The organism is Larkinella ripae (assembly GCF_054780775.1).
On sequence record NZ_BAAGVR010000022.1, the window covers coordinates 1,068,474 to 1,090,184 of the forward strand.

Sequence of the window (21,711 nt, forward strand, 5' to 3'; positions counted from 1 at the left end):
ACTAAACCACCCGGTTTTTCAGGGGCTCCCCGTTTATCATTCTCAACACTTCTTCGGCAGCAAACTGCTGAAGAATCGGAATGCTCCGCTGGCTATACCAGGCCGTATGCGAGGTAATTATCGTATTGGGGGTCTGGCGAATCGGGTGATCATCCGGAAGCGGTTCCTGCTCAAAGACATCAATACCGGCGCCACCGATTTTGTTTTCGGTCAAGGCCTGCGCTAAGTCAACGGTATTGATTAAGCTGCCCCGGGACGTATTGATTAAAACCGCATTCGACTTCATTTTCGATAACGACTCCCGGTTCATGAGGTGATGGGTTTTGTCGTTGAGCGGCAAATGCAGGGAGAGAATATCCGAATTCGCCAGGGCCTCCTCAAAGGTTATTTTTTGAACCCCCAGCGCCTGCATGGCTTCTTCGCTCACAAAGGGATCGAAGGCGGCCAGTTTGAAGTTGAACGCAGCGGCTTTCTGGTGGACCACCCGCGCGATCCGTCCGAATCCCAGCGTCGTAAATAAAGCATCTTGACAGGCCGGAACCGTACCGGGCGGAATGATTTTCCAGACGCCCTCCCGAACCCGCTGATCCGTCGAGAGTAGTTGCCGGTGCAGCGCCAGCGCCAGGGCCATCGAGTGATCCGACACTTCATCGATGCAGTAATCCGGCACGTTACAAACCGGTATTTGCCGTTCCCGGGCGGCCGCCAGATCGAGGTTATCAATACCAATACCGTAGCGGACAATGAGCTGACAATGATCCAGGTTTCGGATGACGGTTTCCGTGATGGGTGCCCACTGGACGATCAGGGCAAACGCATCTTTGGTGGCCGCCAATAAATCGGCTTCGTTTTTACATTGAGCGTCGATAAGCTCGTAACCCGATTGTTCCAACACCGCTCGTTCCGGGTTGATGTTGGAAAAACCGTGATCCGTAATGACAATTTTCTTCGTGCTGGTACCCATAAAAAGTCAAAGCCAAATGGTAGGGAATAGGAAAGACCTGGCGAAAAAGAGAGTTAAAAAAGGATAACCGATTTGACGTGATCCGCCTTGGCCATCAGCATATCGGTAAAGGCCGCCACCCCGTCATCCAGCGGGTAATAGTGAACCCACGATGTCACGTCTACTTGTCCGGAAGCGATTAAAGCCAGTGATTCGCTGATTTCCTGCTGCGTGGCCGCGTAGGTACCAATGATTTGCTTCTCAGACAAAATAATGTCGTAGGTAAAAAACGGTTGGGAGTTTTCATAGAGACCGATGAGCACAACCGCCCCGCCCGGCCGAACGGCTTTTAAGGCCTGCTGGTTCGTTTGAGAATTACCCACAGCATCGACGACCAGATCAATACCTTCGCGGTCCGTCAACTGATCAATAGCGGAAACCAGGTCTTCCTCCAAGGAATTGATGGTAGCCGCAGCGCCTAATTTCCGCGCAATGGAAAGTCGTTCGTTCCGCAGATCGGCTACGTACACCGATACGCCAAGTAGGGACTGAAAGGCCTGCTGCGTAACCAGTCCGATGGGTCCGGCCCCGATCACCAAAACTTTTTTAGGCTTCAAGTGTCGGGTAAGATTAACCATATGAATACCATTGGCCAGCGGTTCGGTCATGCAGGCGGCTTGTGGCGTACTATTCGCCGGCATCGGCACCAGGCAATGGGCCGGCACGTTCACGTACTCTCCAAAGGCGCCCCCCCGATGCATCCCGAAAATCTGCCGGTTTTTGCATAAGTTCGTCAACCCCCGTTGGCAGGGATCGCACGTTCCGCAGGACACGACGCTGTTGCTGGCTACCTGATCGCCTTTCATATAGCCCGTTACGTCGGAACCGATTTCCTCGATAACTCCGCAAAACTCATGGCCCATAATTAAGGGCGGAATCCGGCGCGGACTTTGGTTTTTAAAGGTTTCCAGCTCACTCCCGCAAATGCCACAAGCCAGTACTTTCAGCAAAACCTCATCTTCGGAAAAAGCAGGCAGTGGCCGTTCGGCAATCGTAAGTTTTTTAAACTCCGGGTAAAACAGTGCTTTCATAGGAAGTTGACGTTCAGAATTGGGCCACGGCTCGGATTGGGGAGCCGTCGCGGCCCTGCAGGTTGAGCGGAAACCCCATGAAGGTAAATTCATCCGGAACCTGATCCAGATTCGTCAGGCTTTCCACAATGACGATCTCCTTTTTCAGCAGGATGTGATGCACTTCGTACCAGTCGCGGCTGGGCGTTGGGGTGTCCATACCCAGCATCCGGATATTCCGGTCGGCCAGATACGCACTGGCTTCCTGCGTCAGCGACGGGAAATTTTCAAAGAAATCATCCTCCCCGAAGTGTTTGTACCAGCCCGTGTCGTAGATGATCTTAGCCTCGGGCACCAGCAGCTGTTCATACGGTAAAAAATCAGCAACGGTAATTTCCTGCCGGGCCTCTTTGGGGATACGGAGTACGTGCACATTCCCGTAAAACCACTCCAAAGGCATCTGGTCCAGTGTTTTGCCATCGTCCAGAAAGTGGTACATGGCGTCCAGGTGCGTTCCCTGATGCGACCCCATGACGATCTGCGTAATGTTGTATTTCAGCGTTCGGGTCGTTCCGTGCGGAACGATGCTCAGCTTGGGGTCAGACGGAAACGTTTGCTGTCCGTGGACCAGGGGGTGGGAAAGATCGACAAGTTTCATCGTTTATTTCGCTAAGTAGCCGCCATCAACCAATAAGTCGCTGCCGGTCATGAAGGAAGAATCGTCACTGGCCAGAAAGGCGGCTGCTGCGGCTACTTCTTCGGGACGTCCCTGCCGGTTCAGTAAGTGCATCGCCGACGCCCGACGATCTTCTTCGTCGATGTTCAGGCCTAATTTTTCGCATGAATTAATAAAGGCGCTGGTGTAGATGTAGCCGGGACAAAGGGTGTTCACCCGGATACCAAAAACCGCCAGATCCTGCGCCCAGCATTTGGTCAGCCCCCGGATGGCGAATTTGGTGGCGTTGTACGTAGCAAAATTGGCCTGTCCGACAAAACCGCTCACCGATGAAAAATTGATGATACTGCCCCCGCCGTTCTCTTTCATCTGTGGAACGATGTATTTAGCCATCAGCGACGTACCGCCAATATTGACCGCATTGATCTGCTGCCACTCCTCGGCCGTCGCGTCGACCCCTTTGAAGATAAACCGGGCTGCGGTATTGATCAGTACGTGAGCAGGGCCGATCTCGCTTTCAATGGCCGCGCAGGTTTCCGCCACCGCAGCTTCATCGCTGATATCCAGTTGCCAGAAATGGGCCCCCAGGACTGACGCTTTGTTATCTGTATCGGGCTGAAGATCAACCAGAACAACCACACAACCCTCCTCGGCCATCCGGACGGCGGTGGCATATCCCAGATCGCCAAGGCCGCCGGTAATAACGATAATTTTGTTTTTTAATCCTCTCATCGTTTCGTCAAATTCAGTCTGTTCTGTTGATCACTCGACGGTTAGCGCATAGGTACCCGAACCCAGTTCCAGCAAAACCGTATCGCCCTCGGTTTTATAAGCCCGGACGAGTTTCCCATTTTTATGGATTTTTGAACGGGCCTTCGCAGGCAGATAAACCGTTGCCCGGGTGTTTACGGGAATTTCTACCTGATAGCTAAACCGGCTGTCGGTTTGGGTCCAGCTGGTTTTTATCCAGCCGTATGGCGAGTGAAAACTACCTTTGGCCCAGGTCAGATCACCGACCGGCTGGGGGCGAAGTTTCAGGTGCTTAAACGCGACGGAATTTTCCTTCTGAGCAATACCGGCAATGCCCTCGTAGAACCACTCCAGAATATGGCCCATCGCCAGTTGATTCTGGGACTGGTTTCCGTCCCAGGTTTCGACCAGCGCCGTTGCTCCTTTTTTCAGCAGGTACCCGTAGCCCGGCACGTCGTCGCGATTGGTCATGGTAAACAGCGTTTCCGGGTGCCCATTTTCAGAGAGCGCTTTGATCAGATACCGGTTCCCAACGTCGCCCGCGGTCAGTCGGTGGGCGTCGATCGACTGAATATTCGTTACCAGTTTGTTCAGTACGTCGTTTCGGTACGTTTCCTCCACCAACCCCATGCTGAGCGGCATCGCCATCGCGGTTTGGCTACCGGTTGCATACAGTTTCGTGTCCGGGTTGAAAAACTTCTTGTTGAACGCCGTTTTGATGCGGGCCGCCAGCATCCGGTAACGCGCGGCATCGTCCGGTTTCCCGATCAGCTCCGCCATGGTGCTTAAGGCGGTGATGGAATGGTAATAATAAGCCGTAGCGGTGATGCCAATCGGAGTCACTTTCCCAATATCCAGCCAGTCGCCCAAGCCATAGAGCAGCAGGTCGTCAACCGCGCGGCTTTCCAGAAAATCCGCGTACCGGGTCATCATTGGGTAGGTTTTGCGGACCACCGACGTATCGCCGTAAAACCGGTACAGAAACCACGAATCCAGGATGGCTGTGGTGCCCCATTCGGGCGAATCGACAAACGGGCCGTCGAATTGTATATACTCCGGGGCAATGTCGGGGACCAGGCCACTTTCGTGCTGTGCGTCGGTCATGTTCTGGATTAGGCTGCGGTACAGATTGTAGACGTTGAATGTATAATTGATCGCCGTACGCATGAAATTCTGCTCGCCCTGCCAGCTTAGCTTTTCCCGCTGGGGGTTGTCGGTAATGTAGCTTTGCAGATTGCTTTTGATCGCCCAATCCGTCAGGGTATAGATCCGGTTAAACAACGCATTCGAACACGCGAACAGACCATTCTGCGGAGCGGCATTGCGGTTGTGAAGCACTTCCAATTCCGTAACGACCGGCAGATCGGCACCTTCGCCTTTGGCCCGAACCCCTTCGACCTGAACGTATCGTACGGCAAAATAAGAAAACCGGGGTTGCCAGGTTTCTTCGCCATCACCTTTTAATGTGTACGAATACGAATGGGGTGTAACGCCATCCGCCTGATTGACGGTACCGTCCGCATGAAGCAACTCAGCCGGCGTAATTTTCAGCGTCTGACCGGCTTTCCCTCGCACGCTTATGCTGGGAACTCCCGAACAGTTCTGGCCAAAATCATACACAACGCTATTGGGTCCGACCACCGTCGTTTTCTTGGCGGTTAATGAATCCAGAAACCGGACGGGGTAATCAATTTCGGGCAAAAGTTTACCGGTTGGCGTAGTCACTAAAACCGCATCGTTCCAGGTCTTGTCCGAAAAAGCGGTTGTGTTCCATCCTGTTTGCTCCAGACGGGCGTCATAATCCTCCCCGCCGTAGATGGTGTTGAACGTAATGGGCGACGGTGTTGCTTTCCAGCTTTGGTCAGAAATCACGTAGTCCGTGCGGCCATCAGTGTACGTAATCTTCAGCAAGGCAATCAGTTTGGGGTTCCCAAAGGTGCCCGTTCCTTTCACGTACCGCTCCTGCGAAATGGAATAGAACCCGTTGCCGAGTATAACCCCAAGCGCATTGCTTCCGGGACGTAGTTGCCCGGTAATGTCGTAGGTATTGTACAGAATGGTTTTATCGTAACTGGTCCAGCCGGGCGACAGAAAAGCGTTTCCGATCCGTCGGCCATTGATACTGGCTTCATAGTGACCTAAACCACTGATAAACAAGAGCGCTTTCGCTACTCTCTTGGCCGTTGTAAATTCTTTGCGAAGTAACGGAGACCGGGCGTTTTTAAAAATCCGGGGATCACCCGGCTTCATTTTCAGGTGAACGAAGGGCACAATCCGCCCCGAGTCGGGCATCTCTTCGTAGCCGATCCAGCGGGCGTTTTTCCAATCCGCCGGGGTAAACAGTCCCGTTGTGAACTGTTGCGGGACACTCCAGGCAGACGGTTTTTTATCCGTGTCCCACACCCGAACTTTCCAGAAATACGTCTGCGCCGACTGAAGTGCTTTCCCCGAATACCGGACCTGAATGCTCTGATCACTTTTCACCACATCGGTATTGGCTACATCAAATTGGCCAGCCGTCAGCTTCGCTTTCGACGAGGCAATAACCACTTGATACGCCGACTGCCTAACGGCCTGTTTTGGGGATTGCATTTCCCAGGAGAAAAACAGATCGCGGGGGTTGATACCGACTGGATTAGCCCGATTGTCGCACAAGGCGGCAACCACCCGGATTTGCGCGTTTACAGGAATCCCTACGTTTAACAATAAGACGACCAGCACCGTTATGTTTCTATACTTCATAAGGCTACGCTGAACGTATAACTACCGGAGGGCACGAGTAAGGCCGTACCAGCCTCCGTGGTTTCAACGATTCGGATAGCGTTTGATCCAGCGATCCGTTGCCCGTTTTCGCTGATGTTTTTCCCGGTCGGCAGGAACACGGTAGCCGTTGTATTCGCCGGAATCTGAACGGCTAACTGGAAGGTGCCGTTTGCGACTTTCCAGTCTACGGCAATTTTGCCGGCAATGGAATGATAAGACCCTTTGGCCCAGGTCAGGCTGCCGCCTAAACGCGGTTTAATGGTAAAATGCTTGTAACCGGCCGAATCGGCATTGATGCCCAGGATGCTCCGGTACATCCATTCGCCCACGGCGCCGATGGCGTAATGGTTGAATGAATTCATGCCGACGTTCTGAAAACCACGGCCCTTGACGTAGCCGTCCCAGCGTTCCCAGATGGTGGTGGCTCCCTGGTCAATCGAGTAGATCCAGGAAGGAAACCGGCGGCTTTCCAGTAATTTGTAAGCCACATCGGCGTACCCGTATTCGGACAACTGATTCATCAGCCGAATCGTCGATTGAATGCCGGTTGAGATCCGGTAATCGTACGCTTTAATGGCCTCGACCATGTGAGCTGCGGCCTGTTTTCGCAGCTTTTCGGGCACCAGGTCAAACTCTAATGCGAGGGCGTAAGCCGCCTGCGTATTGCCGGCAATGGTACCGTCTTCGGAAATGTATTCTTTGATAAACCGGGCCTTTATCGCCGTTGCCAGCGAGTCATAAAACACATAATCCCGCTGATGACCAAGCAGCCTGGCCACGTTGGCGACGGTTCGGGTTGAATGGCCAAAAAAGGCCGTCGAATAGATGTCGTTATCCACTTTACCACCCTCTTTTGGGTAGTCGTCCGCAATGATGGTATTGCCATTCAGCCAATCGCCGTACATGTTCCCCCGCTCATTTTTCCACAACAAATCCGGATTGGTTTGGAGAATGTGCCGAATGTAGGCTTTCATCGACGTATACTGCCGGGCCAGAATGGCCGTATCGCCGTAGTTTTCATACATTCGCCAGGGGACCAGCACACCCGCGTCGCTCCAGCCGGGGGCATTGCAATAGCGATTCCACTTATCGACCTGCGGGGTATAATCGGGGTAGCGTCCATCGGCCCGTTGACAATCGGCAATATCCCGCACCCACTTGGTAAAAAAGGCACTCATGTCCAGATTGAAAATAGACGTCTGGGCAAACACCTGGGCATCGCCCATCCAGCCCGCCCGCTCATCCCGTTGCGGACAGTCGGTCGGTACCGAATGCATGTTTCCCCGCTGGGTCCATACAATATTGGTCCACAATTTATTAAGATCGGGCGATGAACTCTCAAACTGACCGGCCATAGGCGCAGCCGACGCGACCACTTTCCCCGTTACGTGGGTCAGTTTGGGTTCCTGGGTAAGGCCGGAAATCTCAACGTATCGGAAGCCATGATACGTAAAACGAGGTTCATAATCGACGGTTTTTTCTAACCCGGGCGTATATACGTCTATTTGCTTGGCGGCTCGCAGGTTGCTGACGTAAAGCTGTCCCTGTTCGTCCAGCACTTCACCATGCCTGAACGTAATGGGTTGCGCTGGGTTATACGGAATTTTAAGGTTCACCCAGCCCGCAATGTTTTGCCCCAGGTCAAAGATGTACGTACCGTCCTTCACCTTGACCACCTTCACCGGCGTAATCTCCTGGATCACTTTGATCGGTTCGTTGAGCTGGGCGTTGAGCGTTTTTGAGACGGTTTTGTCAACGATGGCCGGTTTCCACGCAGAATCGTCAAAATCAGGGTTTAGCCAGTTCGCGGGTAATAATTTCGCATTAAAATTTTCGCCGTCGAAGAGGGATGCCGTCTGGATGGGGCCGTTTTCCAATAGCTTCCAGCTGGCATCGGTTATAATCTGGGTTCGGGTACCGTCGTCAAACAGCAGCTCCAATTGCCCGATCAACCGCCGGTCGAATCCATAGGCCCCCCGGTCCGGATGGGAAAAAAGGCCACCGGCATACCAACCATCGGCCAGCATGGCACCAAGCACATTGACGCCCTTTTTCAGGGATTTCGTGACGTCATAGGTTTGGTACTGAACGCGTTCGTGGTAATCGGTCCACTCGGGTGCCAAAACCTGATTCCCGGTTTTTTTTCCGTTTAGGGTCATCTCATACAGGCCCAAAGCGCTCGCGTAGAGCGTGGCCCGTTTCACGGTTTTCGTTACCGTGAAGGTTTTCCGCAACAAAGGCGATGCGGGTATGGACGTTTTGAACGGCTTCCGATTAGCCGAGCTGCCGGTGTGCGCCCCATCCGTCAGTTTGGCCGGGGTCCAGTTTTCCGCTGAAAAGGCAGGAAACGTCGCGTACGGAACGGATGCGACAACCGGTTTTTTCAAGGCAACATTTTCGGAACGGGTATTGATGGCTTCCAGCTCGGCGATGGCGTAGGCGTACTTCCCCTCGTCCGTTTTTCCGAGTTTGTTGACGACTACCCGGATGTACCGGCCGGTAACGGGCGTAATCGGTTTGCTGTACGGTTCCAGCCCTTTCTGAATGTAATCCCGGGCGCTTTCGTCCGCGACTACGGTTGACTTTTTAAAATCGGCGGTAGCCGATACCAAGATTTTGAAACGCCGGGGAAATAAGTAGCCGTTGGCGTGAAGTTTATAATCGACCGGGTACAACTTGATTTGGCGAATTTCCTGCGCCGAGCCTAAATCAACATCGGCCCATTGATTAACTGCATTCTCCGTAGCGCTAGAACCCGACTGAAAGCCAGGCCAGATGTTGAATTTTGCGCTGTCCGGTACATTTTCTGCCGGCGCTCCAATCCAGCGTGCCTGCCAGTCCTCTTTCTGTAGCAGCCCCATCGACCAGCTGGCTATGGGACTCCACGAACTAACGGTCTTGCTGGCATCCCAGACGCGGACTTTCCAGAAATAGTGGGTTCTGGAAGCCAGTTTGCCGCCGGTATACCTCACCTGACTGGTTCGGTCGGATTCCACCCTCTTTGAATCCCATACGTTAGCGACATCGTTTGCCAGGGCCAGGGAATCCGTACCAATCAGGATCTGGTAAGCCGATTGAGACTGCGCTTTCTTATCAGAAACCAATTCCCAGCTCAGGCGGGGTTGCTTGACGTCAATTCCAATAGGATTCACTAGATATTCTGTTCGCAGATTACTGATTTTCAAATCAGTAGTTTGATTGCCTCCGTGAGCTAAAAAGGTCGATAACAGAGCCAGGAGGTTAAACCAGACAAGCTTCATTGGTAAAGGTTGAAAAGTGGTGAATAGCCAGGTATTGTTATAAACCGAAAAACGCAATGTTTCTAATCAGCGTATCTTGTCTATTTACTATGTATTATTTTTTCTATAAAAACTTATAGATTCCGCACTGTAAACTTACCGCTTTGAAGAACTCAAGAATTCCAGTTTATTAGCAAAAAACGATGCTTTTGTGCCATTTTTTCGGTCTTTATTACCAATTTAAGCTAATGACAAGTAGTTTTATAGGCAATGCCCCACCCGAAGTAGTGCTTGTCAACCCACCGCTTCGAATGGATTGTCCCAGCATGAAATGTAGTAGCCAATTCTGGAAGTGCTGATGGGGCTCTATGGGTACTTTTGCTAATTGACGTTTGCCGCCTTAACCCTTCTTCCTAGTCCATGATCTACTTAAAAACCGCCTTATGTTCGCTCTGGGCCAGCCTGAGTGTCCAGGCCAGCGATTACCCGGTGTTGTTTTTCGCGCCGTTGATTTATACCCCCGGCTTTTGATTCTTTTACCAAGAAATTGTCGCCAATGCATTCAGTTATGGATTACAAATGGATTTCTAATACCTTCATTTTTTTGCTGGCGGTTTTGGGTTCAACGGCCTTTTCTCAGAACGTAATACAGGTCAGGGTCGAATGGAAAGAAGGCACGACGCCATCCGGTACGGTTCAGGTGCAGCACGGTTTTTTGCGTAAAATCGAAGGATCGGCGGGAAAAGGCAAGGTAAAAGCCAACGCCTTTCAGCTGGGGGTAAGCAGTCGTCCCGGCATCCTGATAACGATTGACAGCGCCCGGACCGAATACGGAACCGGGGCCACCGTCGTGTCCATCAAAACGGCCAAACATCCTTTTTCATTTTTCCTTCGGGATGTTACGTCCACTTCCCCCATCTATCTGCCGGATTATGGCGCCGTGGTGTTGAATGCGACGGATAAACGGTCGTACCAGGAGGTGGAGACCACCGTACGTTCGCGGAAAACGATGACCAAGCTGCAACGCATTGAAACCGAGCGGGAAGTTTCTTTTTCCTCGGTTGAGAAGAAGGTCCGAAACATGACGGTTCCCACCTGGCTGGGAACCAGCCGGGATTTTAGGATTTTCGAGATTGTCGAAAACCTCTCGGACGCATCCCAGGGAGAAGCTTCCATTATTTCCCCCAAACGGTCGTCGACCGCGTTGCGACTGGCCGAGACAAAAAATGAACCGGCCCATTATCTGTACACGTACGGCCGGGGCGTTGGCGTACAGGAGAATGTCACGCGCCGGTTGGAACAGGGCACGTTACCGATTTTACACTCAACGCTGACCGACGATGAGGTCGTTTATCAGTCCACCACCTTTGTATCCCTGGAAAAATCACCCCTGACGGAGCAGAAAGGCACGGATTTTCTGGTGGCCGACAGTTTCAGTGGCGGCCACATGTTCACCAAAGAGCAGCAGGAACAGGTGAAAACCAAATCGGAAAAAGCCCTAAATCCGGACGAGGAAACCGTTTTATTTTTCAGATCGGAGGTCGTCAATACCGGCTCCGTGCCCCGCTACGCCTGGTTCAAGACCCCGCGTCCGGGCACGATGTGGTGGCAGAAATTTCCGTATCGTTTCGACGCAAAAACCGGGTTTTCAGCCTATTCGGAAAACCGGGTTTTTTGTGTTTCCAAACTGAACGGAAAACCGCTGCCGGGTGAAGAAATTTCTGTTTTGCTGCAACCCGGTGAAAAAGCGCTGTTTGATTTTTTTATTCCCCACAGTCCGGTTTCCCAGGAACGGGCTGCGCAACTGGCGATGCAAACCTTTGATCAGCGGTACGCCGAAAGCAAGGATTTCTGGCTCGCCAAATTAGGGAAAGCCGCGCAAATACAGGTCCCCGAGAAGCGGATCGACGAAATGATCCGGGCCGGATTGTTACACCTCGACCTGATTACGTACGGCAATGAACCCAACGCCACGCTTGCCCCTACCATTGGCGTCTACTCCCCCATCGGAACGGAAAGTTCGCCAATCATTCAGTTTTATGCCTCCATGGGCTGGAGTGATACTGCAAAAAGGTCGCTGGATTTCTTTCTTGACAAGCAGCACGAAGACGGTTTTATCCAGAATTTCAATGGCTATATGGTGGAAACCGGGGCCGCCTTATGGAGCATGGGCGAATACTTCCGGTATACGAACGACCGGGAATGGCTCGAAAAAAATAAAGCAAAACTCCTTAAATCCTGTGATTACCTGATCGGCTGGCGCAACCGGAACAAGAAGGCGGAACTGCGCGGACGGGGGTACGGGATGATCGAAGGAAAAGTAGCGGACCCCGAAGATCATTTTCATCAGTTCATGCTCAACGGCTACGCCTACCTCGGGATGAGCCGCAGCGCCGAAATGCTGGCCAGTATTGACCCTTCCCAATCCGAACGAATCAGAAAGGAAGCCGACGCCTGGAAAGACGATATCCGCCAGTCGTTTTTTAACGCGGTGGCTTTGTCGCCGGTTGTTCCGCTGGGCGATGGCACCTGGTGTCCAACGGCCCCGCCCTGGACGGAAGGCGCCGGTTTGAGAAGTCTGTACCAGAAACGCGAAACCTTCTGGTCGCACGGTACCTTTACGGCACCGGATGCGATGCTTGGTCCCCTGTACCTGGTTTTTTGCGAAGTACTGGACCCCCGTGAGCCCGCGGCCAAAACGCTTCTGAACTACCACAGCGAGCTTTTCTACCAGGAAAATTCCGCGTTTAGTCAACCGTATTACAGTCGCCATAATTGGATGCAGGCGAAGTTGGGTATGACCAAACCTTTTTTAAGTACCTACTACCATACATTTGCGGCCCACGCCGACCGGGAAACCTATACCTTCTGGGAACATTTGTTTAAAGTCAGTCCGCACAAGACGCATGAGGAAGCCTGGTTTTTGATGGAAACTCGCTGGATGCTGTACCTCGAAGATGGACCCAGCCTCCGATTGTTCAACACGATACCGCGCCAATGGCTGGAGCAGGGCAAGAAGATAGCACTGAGTAATGTCAGGAGCTATTTCGGTCCGATTACGGCGAACGTGATTTCAGAAGTAGACAAAGGGTACATCACGGCCAGCGTGAGCTGCACAGATAATCGGAAACCGGGCGAAGTGTTGATCCGAATACCGCACCCCGCCGGTAAAAAACCCGTGAACGTAACCGGCGGTACCTATAATGATCAGACGGAAACCGTCTCGATAAAATCCTTTTCGGGCCAGGCCGAAATCCGGCTCGACTACTGATCACTGCGGCAGTTGGGCTTTGTCGCTAGACATATTACCAACAAAGCCCGGCTGGAATTCCAGCCGGGCAAAGCGGCCTTCCGCACCTTCGACGAATCGTACGGAATAGTGATGCAGGAGAAAACGAAGTTTTATTCGTACCGAGAAATTTTCGCAGCAACCGGTTTTAATCAATTGGTGATGACAATGATGCGATGCGTCAAATGGCAATCAATCCGCAACCGTTTCGTTTTTCGGCGATGGTCAGCGTTGACTTTGAAATAAATAATTGCGGACACTCCAGACCTTATGACTCCGCACCCGCCTGCACTAACTGGGGTGTTTTGGCTGAAGTTGAAAAGAGGAAGGTTCTGGTAAGGCCTGTAGATAGCAGAATCCAGAGTGTCGTCAGGCCGTAATACATGGCCATGATAACCAGAATAACAATAGCTAAAGCCACGTAAATCAAGGTTGACAACAAGAAGAGGACAAACGATTTCATGCTAGAGAGGCCTTTATCATTAGTATTAATTACTCACTAAAAACTTTAATCATATTTTACCATAATATTAAGTAATTTTCTTGCCGGTGACATTAACTTTATATTAGAATTTAATTAAAAATTATCCGAATTTTTATAATCCGTCATTGACAGTAAGTTTTTTCATATTGTAAATGTCAGAGGTTCACTGATTTTGTTCTTCCCTTTCCAACTCCCTTTCACCGTCCTGACATCCGCATACTAACTTTTTAGTGCTTGTGGCATCCAAAATGCGGGAATTAGGACAGGAATTATTTGAGTATAGAACGTTACAGGCCCGGCACAAGCCGGGTTTTGTTTTTAGAACTGTCTACAAATCGCTGAAATAAATTCGCCGTGAGCAACAGTCCAGCGGCTTTTTATTGACTTTGCAGGGTATTTGGAACAGGCGTTTTGGTATTTGGAACAGACGTTATCGTCCGTTCGGATCTCATCCGGTAGGTTTGTACGAATCGTCTTCCCTAACCTTTCAACGCTATGTTTCTGTATTTTTCCCTTTCGGCTTCAGATGGCTCACTAACTGGCCCCTGCGTTTGTTGCGCGGAATTTGAAATACAAATGGAAGTACTGAGTAGCTTTGTGGCGCTTGGTAATGTTCTTTTATCCGCTTACGTAATTGATGATGATGGCTTCCGCATCGACTTGCCGGTAGAAGCTTTTGATGGTTTACCAGTAGCCAATTGTGTAAAAATTTTAACCAGCGAATACCAGCAATTACTTAGTGCATAAAACCGCTGGGTGTCTTGGACGTAAAGGGCGTGTCTGTTAAATTGAAACGAATCCTCGGTTCTGGCGCTTCAGGGATTCAGTCAGTTTAACCACACATGGCAATCCGGCCATCCCGGCGAATCGCCCGGTGTTTGTTAACTCCCCATACGTCCACGCTGATCAGGCCGGTTTTTTAAATGACCAGCGAATTGTTTCAAAAAAGATCAAACTGGGTGCAGAACGGACTTTATCCGTGTCAAATCAGTATACAAACGGATGTTTAGGCTTTACGATGCAAGCCAGAGTCCATTATCCGTTTTGCGTAATCCTTTTCTGTCAACCTTTCGAATCGTAAGCTTTTTGCTCAGCCTGCTGCCGCTCGCAGGCTGGCTCCGGGCGCAGCCTTTTCGCTTCCCCAAACCGGTCCACATCACCGATCGCCAGGGATTACCGCAGGCGTTTGTTCCCGCTATTCTTCAGGATAAACAGGGGTTTATCTGGGCGGCAACCCGCGATGGACTCTGTCGCTACGATGGACACCGGTTTAAAGTGTTTCAACCGGACCCCGACGGAAGACCGTCGCTCTCCTTTGCCGGACTGAATCAAATCGAACTGGACCCCGACGGCCGAATCTGGATCGTTTCCGACCAGGGCGATATTGAGCGATTTGACCCCCGCACCGAAACATTTGTCAACCTGTCCCGTCAACCGGCTTTTCGTCAGTTTACAAAAATAAAAGTGCCGTATCGGCTCACAGCCGCGCGGAAGAATCGGCTGTGGCTGATCCCAATGGGCCGAGGCATCATCTGCTGGGATCTTACGAAAAACAAGGGACAATGGTTCCGGCACCAGCCGGGTCAGCCCGGATCGCTCAGTAGTAATTACGTGACGGATGTAACGGAAGGACCCGACGGCAGTATGTGGCTGACAACGGCCAAGGGAGTGGATCGGTTGGACGAAGCTACGCGTAGCTTTTCTCACCTACAACGCCAGCCGCACAATCCTGAGTCACTGCCTGAAGATACCTTGCACCGGATCTGTCATCGTTCAACGGGCGAGCTCATGCTCTTTTCCCGACGCTACCTGACGCTGCTCCAGCCCCGAACGGGCCAGTTACGTTCCTATCGGCTGCCCGCCCTGGGGAACGAATGGACGTTTCCGCGGGTGGCCATTGATCGGGAGGGAGCCGTTTATTTTTCTCAGAATAACATCTTGTTTCGGTTCACGGATCGGGAAGGCATCCGGATCATGACGCGCTGGAACGAGCATAACGACGGGTGCAGCAGTTTATGGATCGATCGCACGAATGTGTTATGGGTGGGCACGGATGGTGCCGGCATCCGGACCTATGATCTGCAACCAAACCCTTTCCAGACCCGTCGGTATAGGCGCAGCTTTTACCAGGACCTGCTAACGGTCGACTCGCTCGGTTTGCCCCCCATCTGGCCAACCGTCCAGGCTAAGCTGAGCGGTTTGAGCAGCTATAATTTTCGCTCAACCTTCGACGCTACGGGTCGTTTGTGGTTCAACGTGGGCACGTCGGATCTCTACCGCCTGGATCGGAAAACCGGACAAACGGAGCGGTTTCCGCTGCCTGTTTCCTTTCGCTGGACCGCCCCCGGCTACATTCCCTGCCCGATGACGACCGACCCGCAGGGAGGCATCTGGGCGGTTTATGACTCAGCGGCCTTCTGGTTCGATAAGCAAGCGAGCCGCTGGCATTCGTTCCCGCATCGGATTCCGAGCCAAATTACCAACCCGGTTACGGAACTGGTCGTGGATGATCAATTCCTTTGGTTGGCCAGCCGGGCGGGGGGGCTCTGGCGAATCGACCGCCGGAGTGGCCGGCGACAGCACCATGTCAACCGTAAGGGCGATCGGAGCTCCCTGAGCAGTAACTCGCTCTACAGCCTGTCGGCCGATCCGGCCGACGCCAATCTTCTGTGGATCGGGACCTTCGGCAGTGGAGTTTGCCGCTTCGACAAGAAAACCGGTCAGGTCCGCCGGTTTACCAAAGCCGACGGCCTGCCCAACAATGTGGTGTACTCGGTAAAACCGGACCGGTACGGGTATTTATGGATGGGGACCAACAAAGGACTCTGCCGGATGAATCGCCGGTCGTTTACGACCCAGACCTTTACGCGGGATGACGGCATCATGGCCGATGAGTTCAACAGCTACCACTGCCTTCAGTTTCCCGATGGCCGGCTGCTCATGGGCGGGCTGGAAGGATTTACGGCTTTTTATCCCCAGCAGATCGGCCAGGATACATTTGCTCCGCCCGTTGAGTTAACCGAACTGCAAATCAACAACCGGGTCATTCAGCAGGATTTTCCAACGGCCGGAGATTCCGATACCATCCCGGCCAAAAACCGGTCCATCCTGGGTCAGGTACCCATTCAGGCGACCAACCAGCTTACCCTGGCGCATGATCAGAATTACCTGACCATTCGATTCACGGCCCTGCAATTCAATCAGCCGACCAAAAATCAATATCGGTACCGCCTGGCAGGATTGGAAACCAACTGGAAGCAGTCTGACCGGCCCGAGGCCATTTACACCAATCTCCCTTCGGGTACGTACGAATTGCTGTTGAATGCGTCCAATACCTCCGGTCACTGGAGTTACCACGTGCGCAAACTGGCGATTACAATCCAGCCCCCGTTCTGGGCGACCTGGTGGGCCTTTGTTCTCTATGTTCTGGTGGGATTAGGCATTGCCTGGGGGCTGCTCCAGCTGTACCTGAACCGGCTCCGGTTAAACCAGGACATTCAGCTCCGGCAGAAGGAAACCGACCAGCTTCGGGCCGTCGACCGGATCAAAACCAATTTCTTCACCAACATTACCCACGAATTCCGGACGCCCTTGACGCTGATTCTGGGGCCTACCGAGCAGATGCTGCAAAGCCAGCTCGACGTCGATAATCAGCGACGGGCTTCGGTCGTGGAGCAACAGGCGCAACACCTGCTGCGGCTCATCAATCAGTTGATGGATCTGTCCAAGCTGGAAGCCAGCGTCATGCCCATCCACGAGTCGCGGGGCGACCTCACCGCATCCATCCGGCGCTGGCTGCAACCTTTTAGCGAGCAGGCCACGGCGCAGGGAATCGGCCTGACGTTTCACTCCCAAATCGCCGGCGACTACTGGTTCGATGCCGAAAAACTGGAACGGATTGTGTATAACCTGACGTCCAACGCCCTGAAATTCACCAAAACCGGCACGGTTCTGGTCACGCTGGAAACCTTTTCGGGTCAGATCAGACTGGCCGTGGCGGATACCGGAATTGGCATTCCGGCTGCGAATCTGCCCAATATTTTTGACCGTTTTTATCAGGTCAGTGAATCGGCCGCAACACCGGGTACGGGGATTGGCCTGGCGCTGGTGCAGGAACTGGTGCAGTTGCAGGGCGGACAGGTTTCCGTCGAAAGCCAGCCCAGCCAGGGGACAACGTTTGTGGTTCTGTTGCCCTACCGACCGGCTGATTTGCCAGACGCTACCCCGGACCAGATTACGCCAGCACACCGAACTACCGACGCCGGTGCCTGGAACACAGCCGACGAAACCGCCGAACCCCGCGTACTGATCGTGGAAGATCATCATGAGCTGGCCCAGTTTATTGTCGACAGCCTGCCGGAGCATTACCGCATTCGGCGGGCTATCAATGGGCGCGATGGCCTGGAACAGACTCTGGCCTACCTGCCGGACCTGATTATTTCGGACGTGATGATGCCCGAAATGGACGGTTTTACAATGTGCGGCCAGTTGAAAACCGACCTGCGCACCAGCCACATTCCCGTTATTTTGCTGACGGCCAAATCCTCCGTTGAAAACCGGCTGGCGGGGCTTTCGCTGGGGGCGGATGATTACCTGACCAAACCCTTTCAGGTGTCCGAACTCCAGCTCCGGGTCCGCAACCAACTGATCAGCAAACAACGGCAGCGCGAGTGGGTGCGGGCCAGTTTGAGCAATCCCGAACCGGCTTCACCGCAACCGGCCCCCGAGCCCACCGACCCTTTTCTGACCCGGCTGTATGCCTTGCTGGAAGCTAATCTGGGGGATTCTCAGTTTGGGGTGGAGCAAATGATGGTGGAGTTGGGCATGAGCCGCACCAATCTGTTTCGGAAAGTAAAGGCGTTAACCGATCTGTCCGCCAACGATCTGCTGCGAAACTACCGGCTTAAGCAAGCTGCCCAACTGCTGCGGACGGGCCAGAGTGTCAACCAAACCGCCTATCAGGTGGGTTTCACCAGTCCGGCTTATTTCAGTAAGTGCTTCCGGGAGCTTTACCAGCTCACCCCCCGCGAGTTTGCGGCCCAGTCCTGATTCACTCTCTTTTTCGCCTGCTTTTTGGCAGTTTGGTGAATGTGGAACACTGGTGATCGTATTTGGAACAGACCTTATCGACGATCGGGGTTTCTTCCCCTAGGTTTGTGAACACGGTTTTCTGTCCCGTATCAATCGCATGGACAGCATGGCCGCTACCCATTTCCTACGCTTTACGCATCACTCTAGCATGAAAAAAGTAGTACGCATCCTGGCCATCGTCGTCGGAGTCCTTGTTCTCCTGGTAATTGGTGGCATAAGTTACGTCAAATTTGCGCTGCCCAATGTAGGCCCGGCTCCTGAATTAACCATCCAGGGCGACTCCGCCCAACTGGCCCGGGGGAAATACCTGGCCAACCACGTTGCCGTCTGCATTGATTGCCATTCCGAGCGGGATTGGAAAATTTCCAGCGGCCCGGTTGTAGTCGGCACGGAAGGCCGGGGCGGAGAAGCGTTTACCCGCGAAATGGGTTTTCCGGGGCTCTACTTCGCCCGGAACATCACGCCCGCTCATTTGCAGGACTGGACCGACGGCGAAATTTACCGCGCTATTACGGCCGGGGTTTCCAAAGATGGGCGCGCCTTGTTTCCGGTCATGCCGTACGGCAATTTCGGACAGGCCGATCCGGAAGACATCAAATCCATTATCGCCTACGTCCGCTCGCTCAAGCCCATTGAGAACAACTCGATTCCGGAACCGGAATCTGACTTTCCAATGAATCTGATCATTAACACCATTCCCACGAAAGGTGAAGGCGGCAAACGACCCGATCCCTCCGATTCGCTCGCGTATGGAAAATACCTGGTCACACTGGCCAGTTGCGGAGACTGCCATACACCCGTTGATGATAAGGGACAGAAAGTACCGGGAATGGATTTTGCCGGTGGACGGTCGTTTCCGATGCCGGCCGGGACCGTGCGCGCGGCAAATCTTACTCCGGATGCCGAATCCGGGATTGGTTCCTGGACAAAACAGGCTTTTATTGCCCGGTTTCAGGCAGCTGCCCAACCGAATTTTAAGCATCCGTTGACCCTCGAACATCCGGAATTCAACACCATCATGCCCTGGATTATGTACGCCGGTATGAATGAACAGGACCTGGGAGCAATTTATACGTATTTGAAAACCGTCAGCCCCGTGAAGAATGCGGTTGTAAAATTTATCCCCAAAGGAAAAGAAGTAGCAGCCCGCTAAACCGCATTCCCTGAAAACGTGGATTTACGCCCAAATAGTGCCTGTCCACACCATTCCGTATACCACCAAAACAAAAAACCCGTAATCAATGATTACGGGTTTAATGCTGTGCCGAAGGCGAGACTCGAACATATTTAATTTAACTATCCATCAAAAATCTAAAATAATGAATAAAAGATGTTAAAATTGATTATTTTGACATCTTTAAAAAGCTCTAATGATTAAAGCCGTATAAAGGAATTTAAAGCGAATTAAACAATTCCGTCCCCCAATCCGTCCCCAATATTTATTTTCTATATTTGCATAGTATTCCAACCTCTCACTCCTATGGCAAGAAAAGCAGATTCTCCCATAACTTATGTCCTACGCAGCCCTAATTCAAAAGTTGCTACTCCGCTTATTGGAATTGTTCGATTCAATAATGACCGATTAAAAGTGGCAACTGGCTTCAAAGTGCATCCTAAAAATTGGAATGATGCCAAACACCGTGTCAAGAATGTGGTTGGTGCTACTGACAAAGACAAAATCAACGACTTTTTAACTGAACTAGAAGAAAAAATAGGAAGTATAGTTACAGACTTAAAAACTCAAAGGCTTTCTATTACGAAAGAATTATTGAAAACTCGAATCAATGAGTACTTGAATCCTATTCCCGTTAAAAACAAGCCTAAGACGTTGCTAGAATTCGTTCGATGGTATATTGATACTTGTCCTACGCGTTTGGTACGTAGTAAAGGAAATAGAGCTGGACGTGTCATTTCCCCAAGCACAATCCGACGTTACAAAACGACTTTGAATGGCCTTGAAGCCTTCGCTTCCAAATATGTCCGACCATTAGACTTTGATAATATTGACAGTCATTTCTATAAAGCTTTTACAGAATGGCTCACCGCTCGCAATTATGCCACAAACAATGTCAGCAAATACATTGAGAACTTGAAGGGGTTTATGAGTGCTGCAGTAGACGAGGGCTTTACAACCAACCTTGCATTTCGCAAATTTGCAAATTTGAGAGAAGAGGCAGAGAATATTTATTTGACTGAAGCTGAATTACAGCGTATATATAATCTTGACCTGACGAAAATGACGAGGCTTGAGAAAGTGAGAGATTTATTTATTTTCGCTGCTTGGACAGGTTTACGATTTTCGGATTTCTCTACATTACAGCCAGAACATATCAAATCTAACGAAGCAGGTAATATGTATCTTGATATTAAACAGCGAAAAACGGCTGGAAAAGTACGAATTCCTATAGAGAACGAAGCGGTAACTCAATTGCTGACGAAATACAATAACCATCTCCCTAGCGGTATCTCAAATCAGAAAACAAATGACTATTTAAAGGAAATTTGCCAGTTGGCTGAGATTAATGAAAAAATTTTAAAGCATGTCACCAAAGGAGGGAAACAAGTAGTCAAAACTTCAAATGGTTGGGGAACAATCTCTCCTGGAGTAGAAAAATGGCAGTTAGTTACTTCTCATACAGCTCGACGTTCTTTTGCTACAAATATGTTCAAAAGAGGAATGCCGACTCTTCTAATAATGAAGTTAACAGGGCACAAAAAAGAATCAGAATTTTTAAAGTATATCAAGATTGAAGCAGAGGAGACAGATATATTAATGAGGTTATACTTGCGGCAAAATCTTAATTGAACCTTGGATAGGTAAAGCTATCCAACCCTTAAAAACTTACCAAAAAATATAACTAGTGTTTCTTTAACCAGTTTTATCACGTATCATATAAGAAACACCCTTTCCAAGGACGCATAAAACGCTGACTGACTGTGTCACTATTTAGTGACAACATTTAATCGACTCAGCAAACTCAAGTTATATTTTATAAAAAAATACTGCCTAACCTTTTCACTATAGGTTTGAAAGTTTCAGAGTCATTATATGTGCCTGCCAGACTCCTCAAGAAGAAGTTACTTAACAAATTTCTGATTCTACCCCTTCAATCTGAGTAATAGCTACAATCCATATAATATATATGACTCTAGGCAATGTACGATTTAACATATCAGTTGCCAATCTTTCATAATTGGGAAATAGGCAAATGCTTACAATGCTTCAATTTTGGCTTTTCTAAATCTGCCTTTATCAATATCAATAAATCAATTTTCAATTTCTGCTCCATCTGTCAAAATATAGGATATGTCCAAAGTACTTTAACAACTCTATAAAATGGTGCAGCCACAGAGATACATCTTGGCTTTATCCGTTGAAGTGTTAAAGGGACATACTTACTCCAAA

The 21,711-nt window shown here is 51.0% G+C and carries 11 protein-coding genes; 5 read left to right on the top strand and 6 right to left on the bottom strand.

The features are described from left to right. Nucleotide 1 precedes the first annotated feature (1 nt). The 6 genes from ACYVHX_RS17385 to ACYVHX_RS17410 are packed head-to-tail and all read right to left on the bottom strand — an operon-like array spanning nt 2 to nt 9,462. Complete coding sequence (locus ACYVHX_RS17385) at nt 2–964, bottom strand: C-terminal binding protein (protein WP_460672930.1); 963 nt, start codon at nt 962–964, stop codon at nt 2–4. Nucleotides 965–1,017: 53 nt separating this feature from the next. After that, nucleotides 1,018–2,034 (bottom strand): zinc-dependent alcohol dehydrogenase, encoded by a 1,017-nt coding sequence (locus tag ACYVHX_RS17390; RefSeq protein ID WP_460672931.1) that lies wholly within the window; start codon nt 2,032–2,034, stop codon nt 1,018–1,020. Between the two features lie 13 nt (nt 2,035–2,047). Next, entirely contained in the window at nt 2,048–2,671 is a 624-nt protein-coding gene (locus ACYVHX_RS17395; protein WP_460672932.1) for a cyclase family protein, read from the bottom strand. Nucleotides 2,672–2,674: 3 nt separating this feature from the next. Next, nucleotides 2,675–3,421, bottom strand: a complete 747-nt coding sequence (locus ACYVHX_RS17400) for an SDR family NAD(P)-dependent oxidoreductase (RefSeq protein ID WP_460672933.1) — start codon at nt 3,419–3,421, stop codon at nt 2,675–2,677. A gap of 30 nt (nt 3,422–3,451) precedes the next feature. After that, on the bottom strand, nt 3,452–6,181 hold the full coding sequence (locus tag ACYVHX_RS17405) for a family 78 glycoside hydrolase catalytic domain (RefSeq protein ID WP_460672934.1): 2,730 nt from the start codon (nt 6,179–6,181) through the stop codon (nt 3,452–3,454). Then, entirely contained in the window at nt 6,178–9,462 is a 3,285-nt protein-coding gene (locus tag ACYVHX_RS17410; RefSeq protein ID WP_460672935.1) for a family 78 glycoside hydrolase catalytic domain, read from the bottom strand. Before ACYVHX_RS17410 ends, ACYVHX_RS17405 begins: the two co-directional genes overlap by 4 nt. Nucleotides 9,463–10,009: 547 nt before the next feature. On the opposite strand from ACYVHX_RS17410, the gene ACYVHX_RS17415 reads away from it, so the two are divergent. From ACYVHX_RS17415 to ACYVHX_RS17435, 5 genes are all read left to right on the top strand, one after another. Next, entirely contained in the window at nt 10,010–12,712 is a 2,703-nt protein-coding gene (locus ACYVHX_RS17415; RefSeq protein ID WP_460672936.1) for a glucosidase family protein, read from the top strand. A 997-nt stretch (nt 12,713–13,709) separates the two neighbouring features. Then, nucleotides 13,710–13,961 (top strand): hypothetical protein, encoded by a 252-nt coding sequence (locus ACYVHX_RS17420; RefSeq protein WP_460672937.1) that lies wholly within the window; start codon nt 13,710–13,712, stop codon nt 13,959–13,961. 297 nt (nt 13,962–14,258) lie between these two features. Then, complete coding sequence (locus ACYVHX_RS17425; protein ID WP_460672938.1) at nt 14,259–18,263, top strand: ATP-binding protein; 4,005 nt, start codon at nt 14,259–14,261, stop codon at nt 18,261–18,263. 190 nt (nt 18,264–18,453) lie between these two features. Beyond that, nucleotides 18,454–19,458 (top strand): c-type cytochrome, encoded by a 1,005-nt coding sequence (locus ACYVHX_RS17430; protein ID WP_460672939.1) that lies wholly within the window; start codon nt 18,454–18,456, stop codon nt 19,456–19,458. Between the two features lie 327 nt (nt 19,459–19,785). Beyond that, a complete protein-coding gene (locus ACYVHX_RS17435) occupies nt 19,786–21,111 on the top strand; it encodes a tyrosine-type recombinase/integrase (protein WP_460672940.1) in 1,326 nt (441 codons plus the stop codon). The last annotated feature ends 600 nt before the right edge of the window (nt 21,112–21,711 follow it).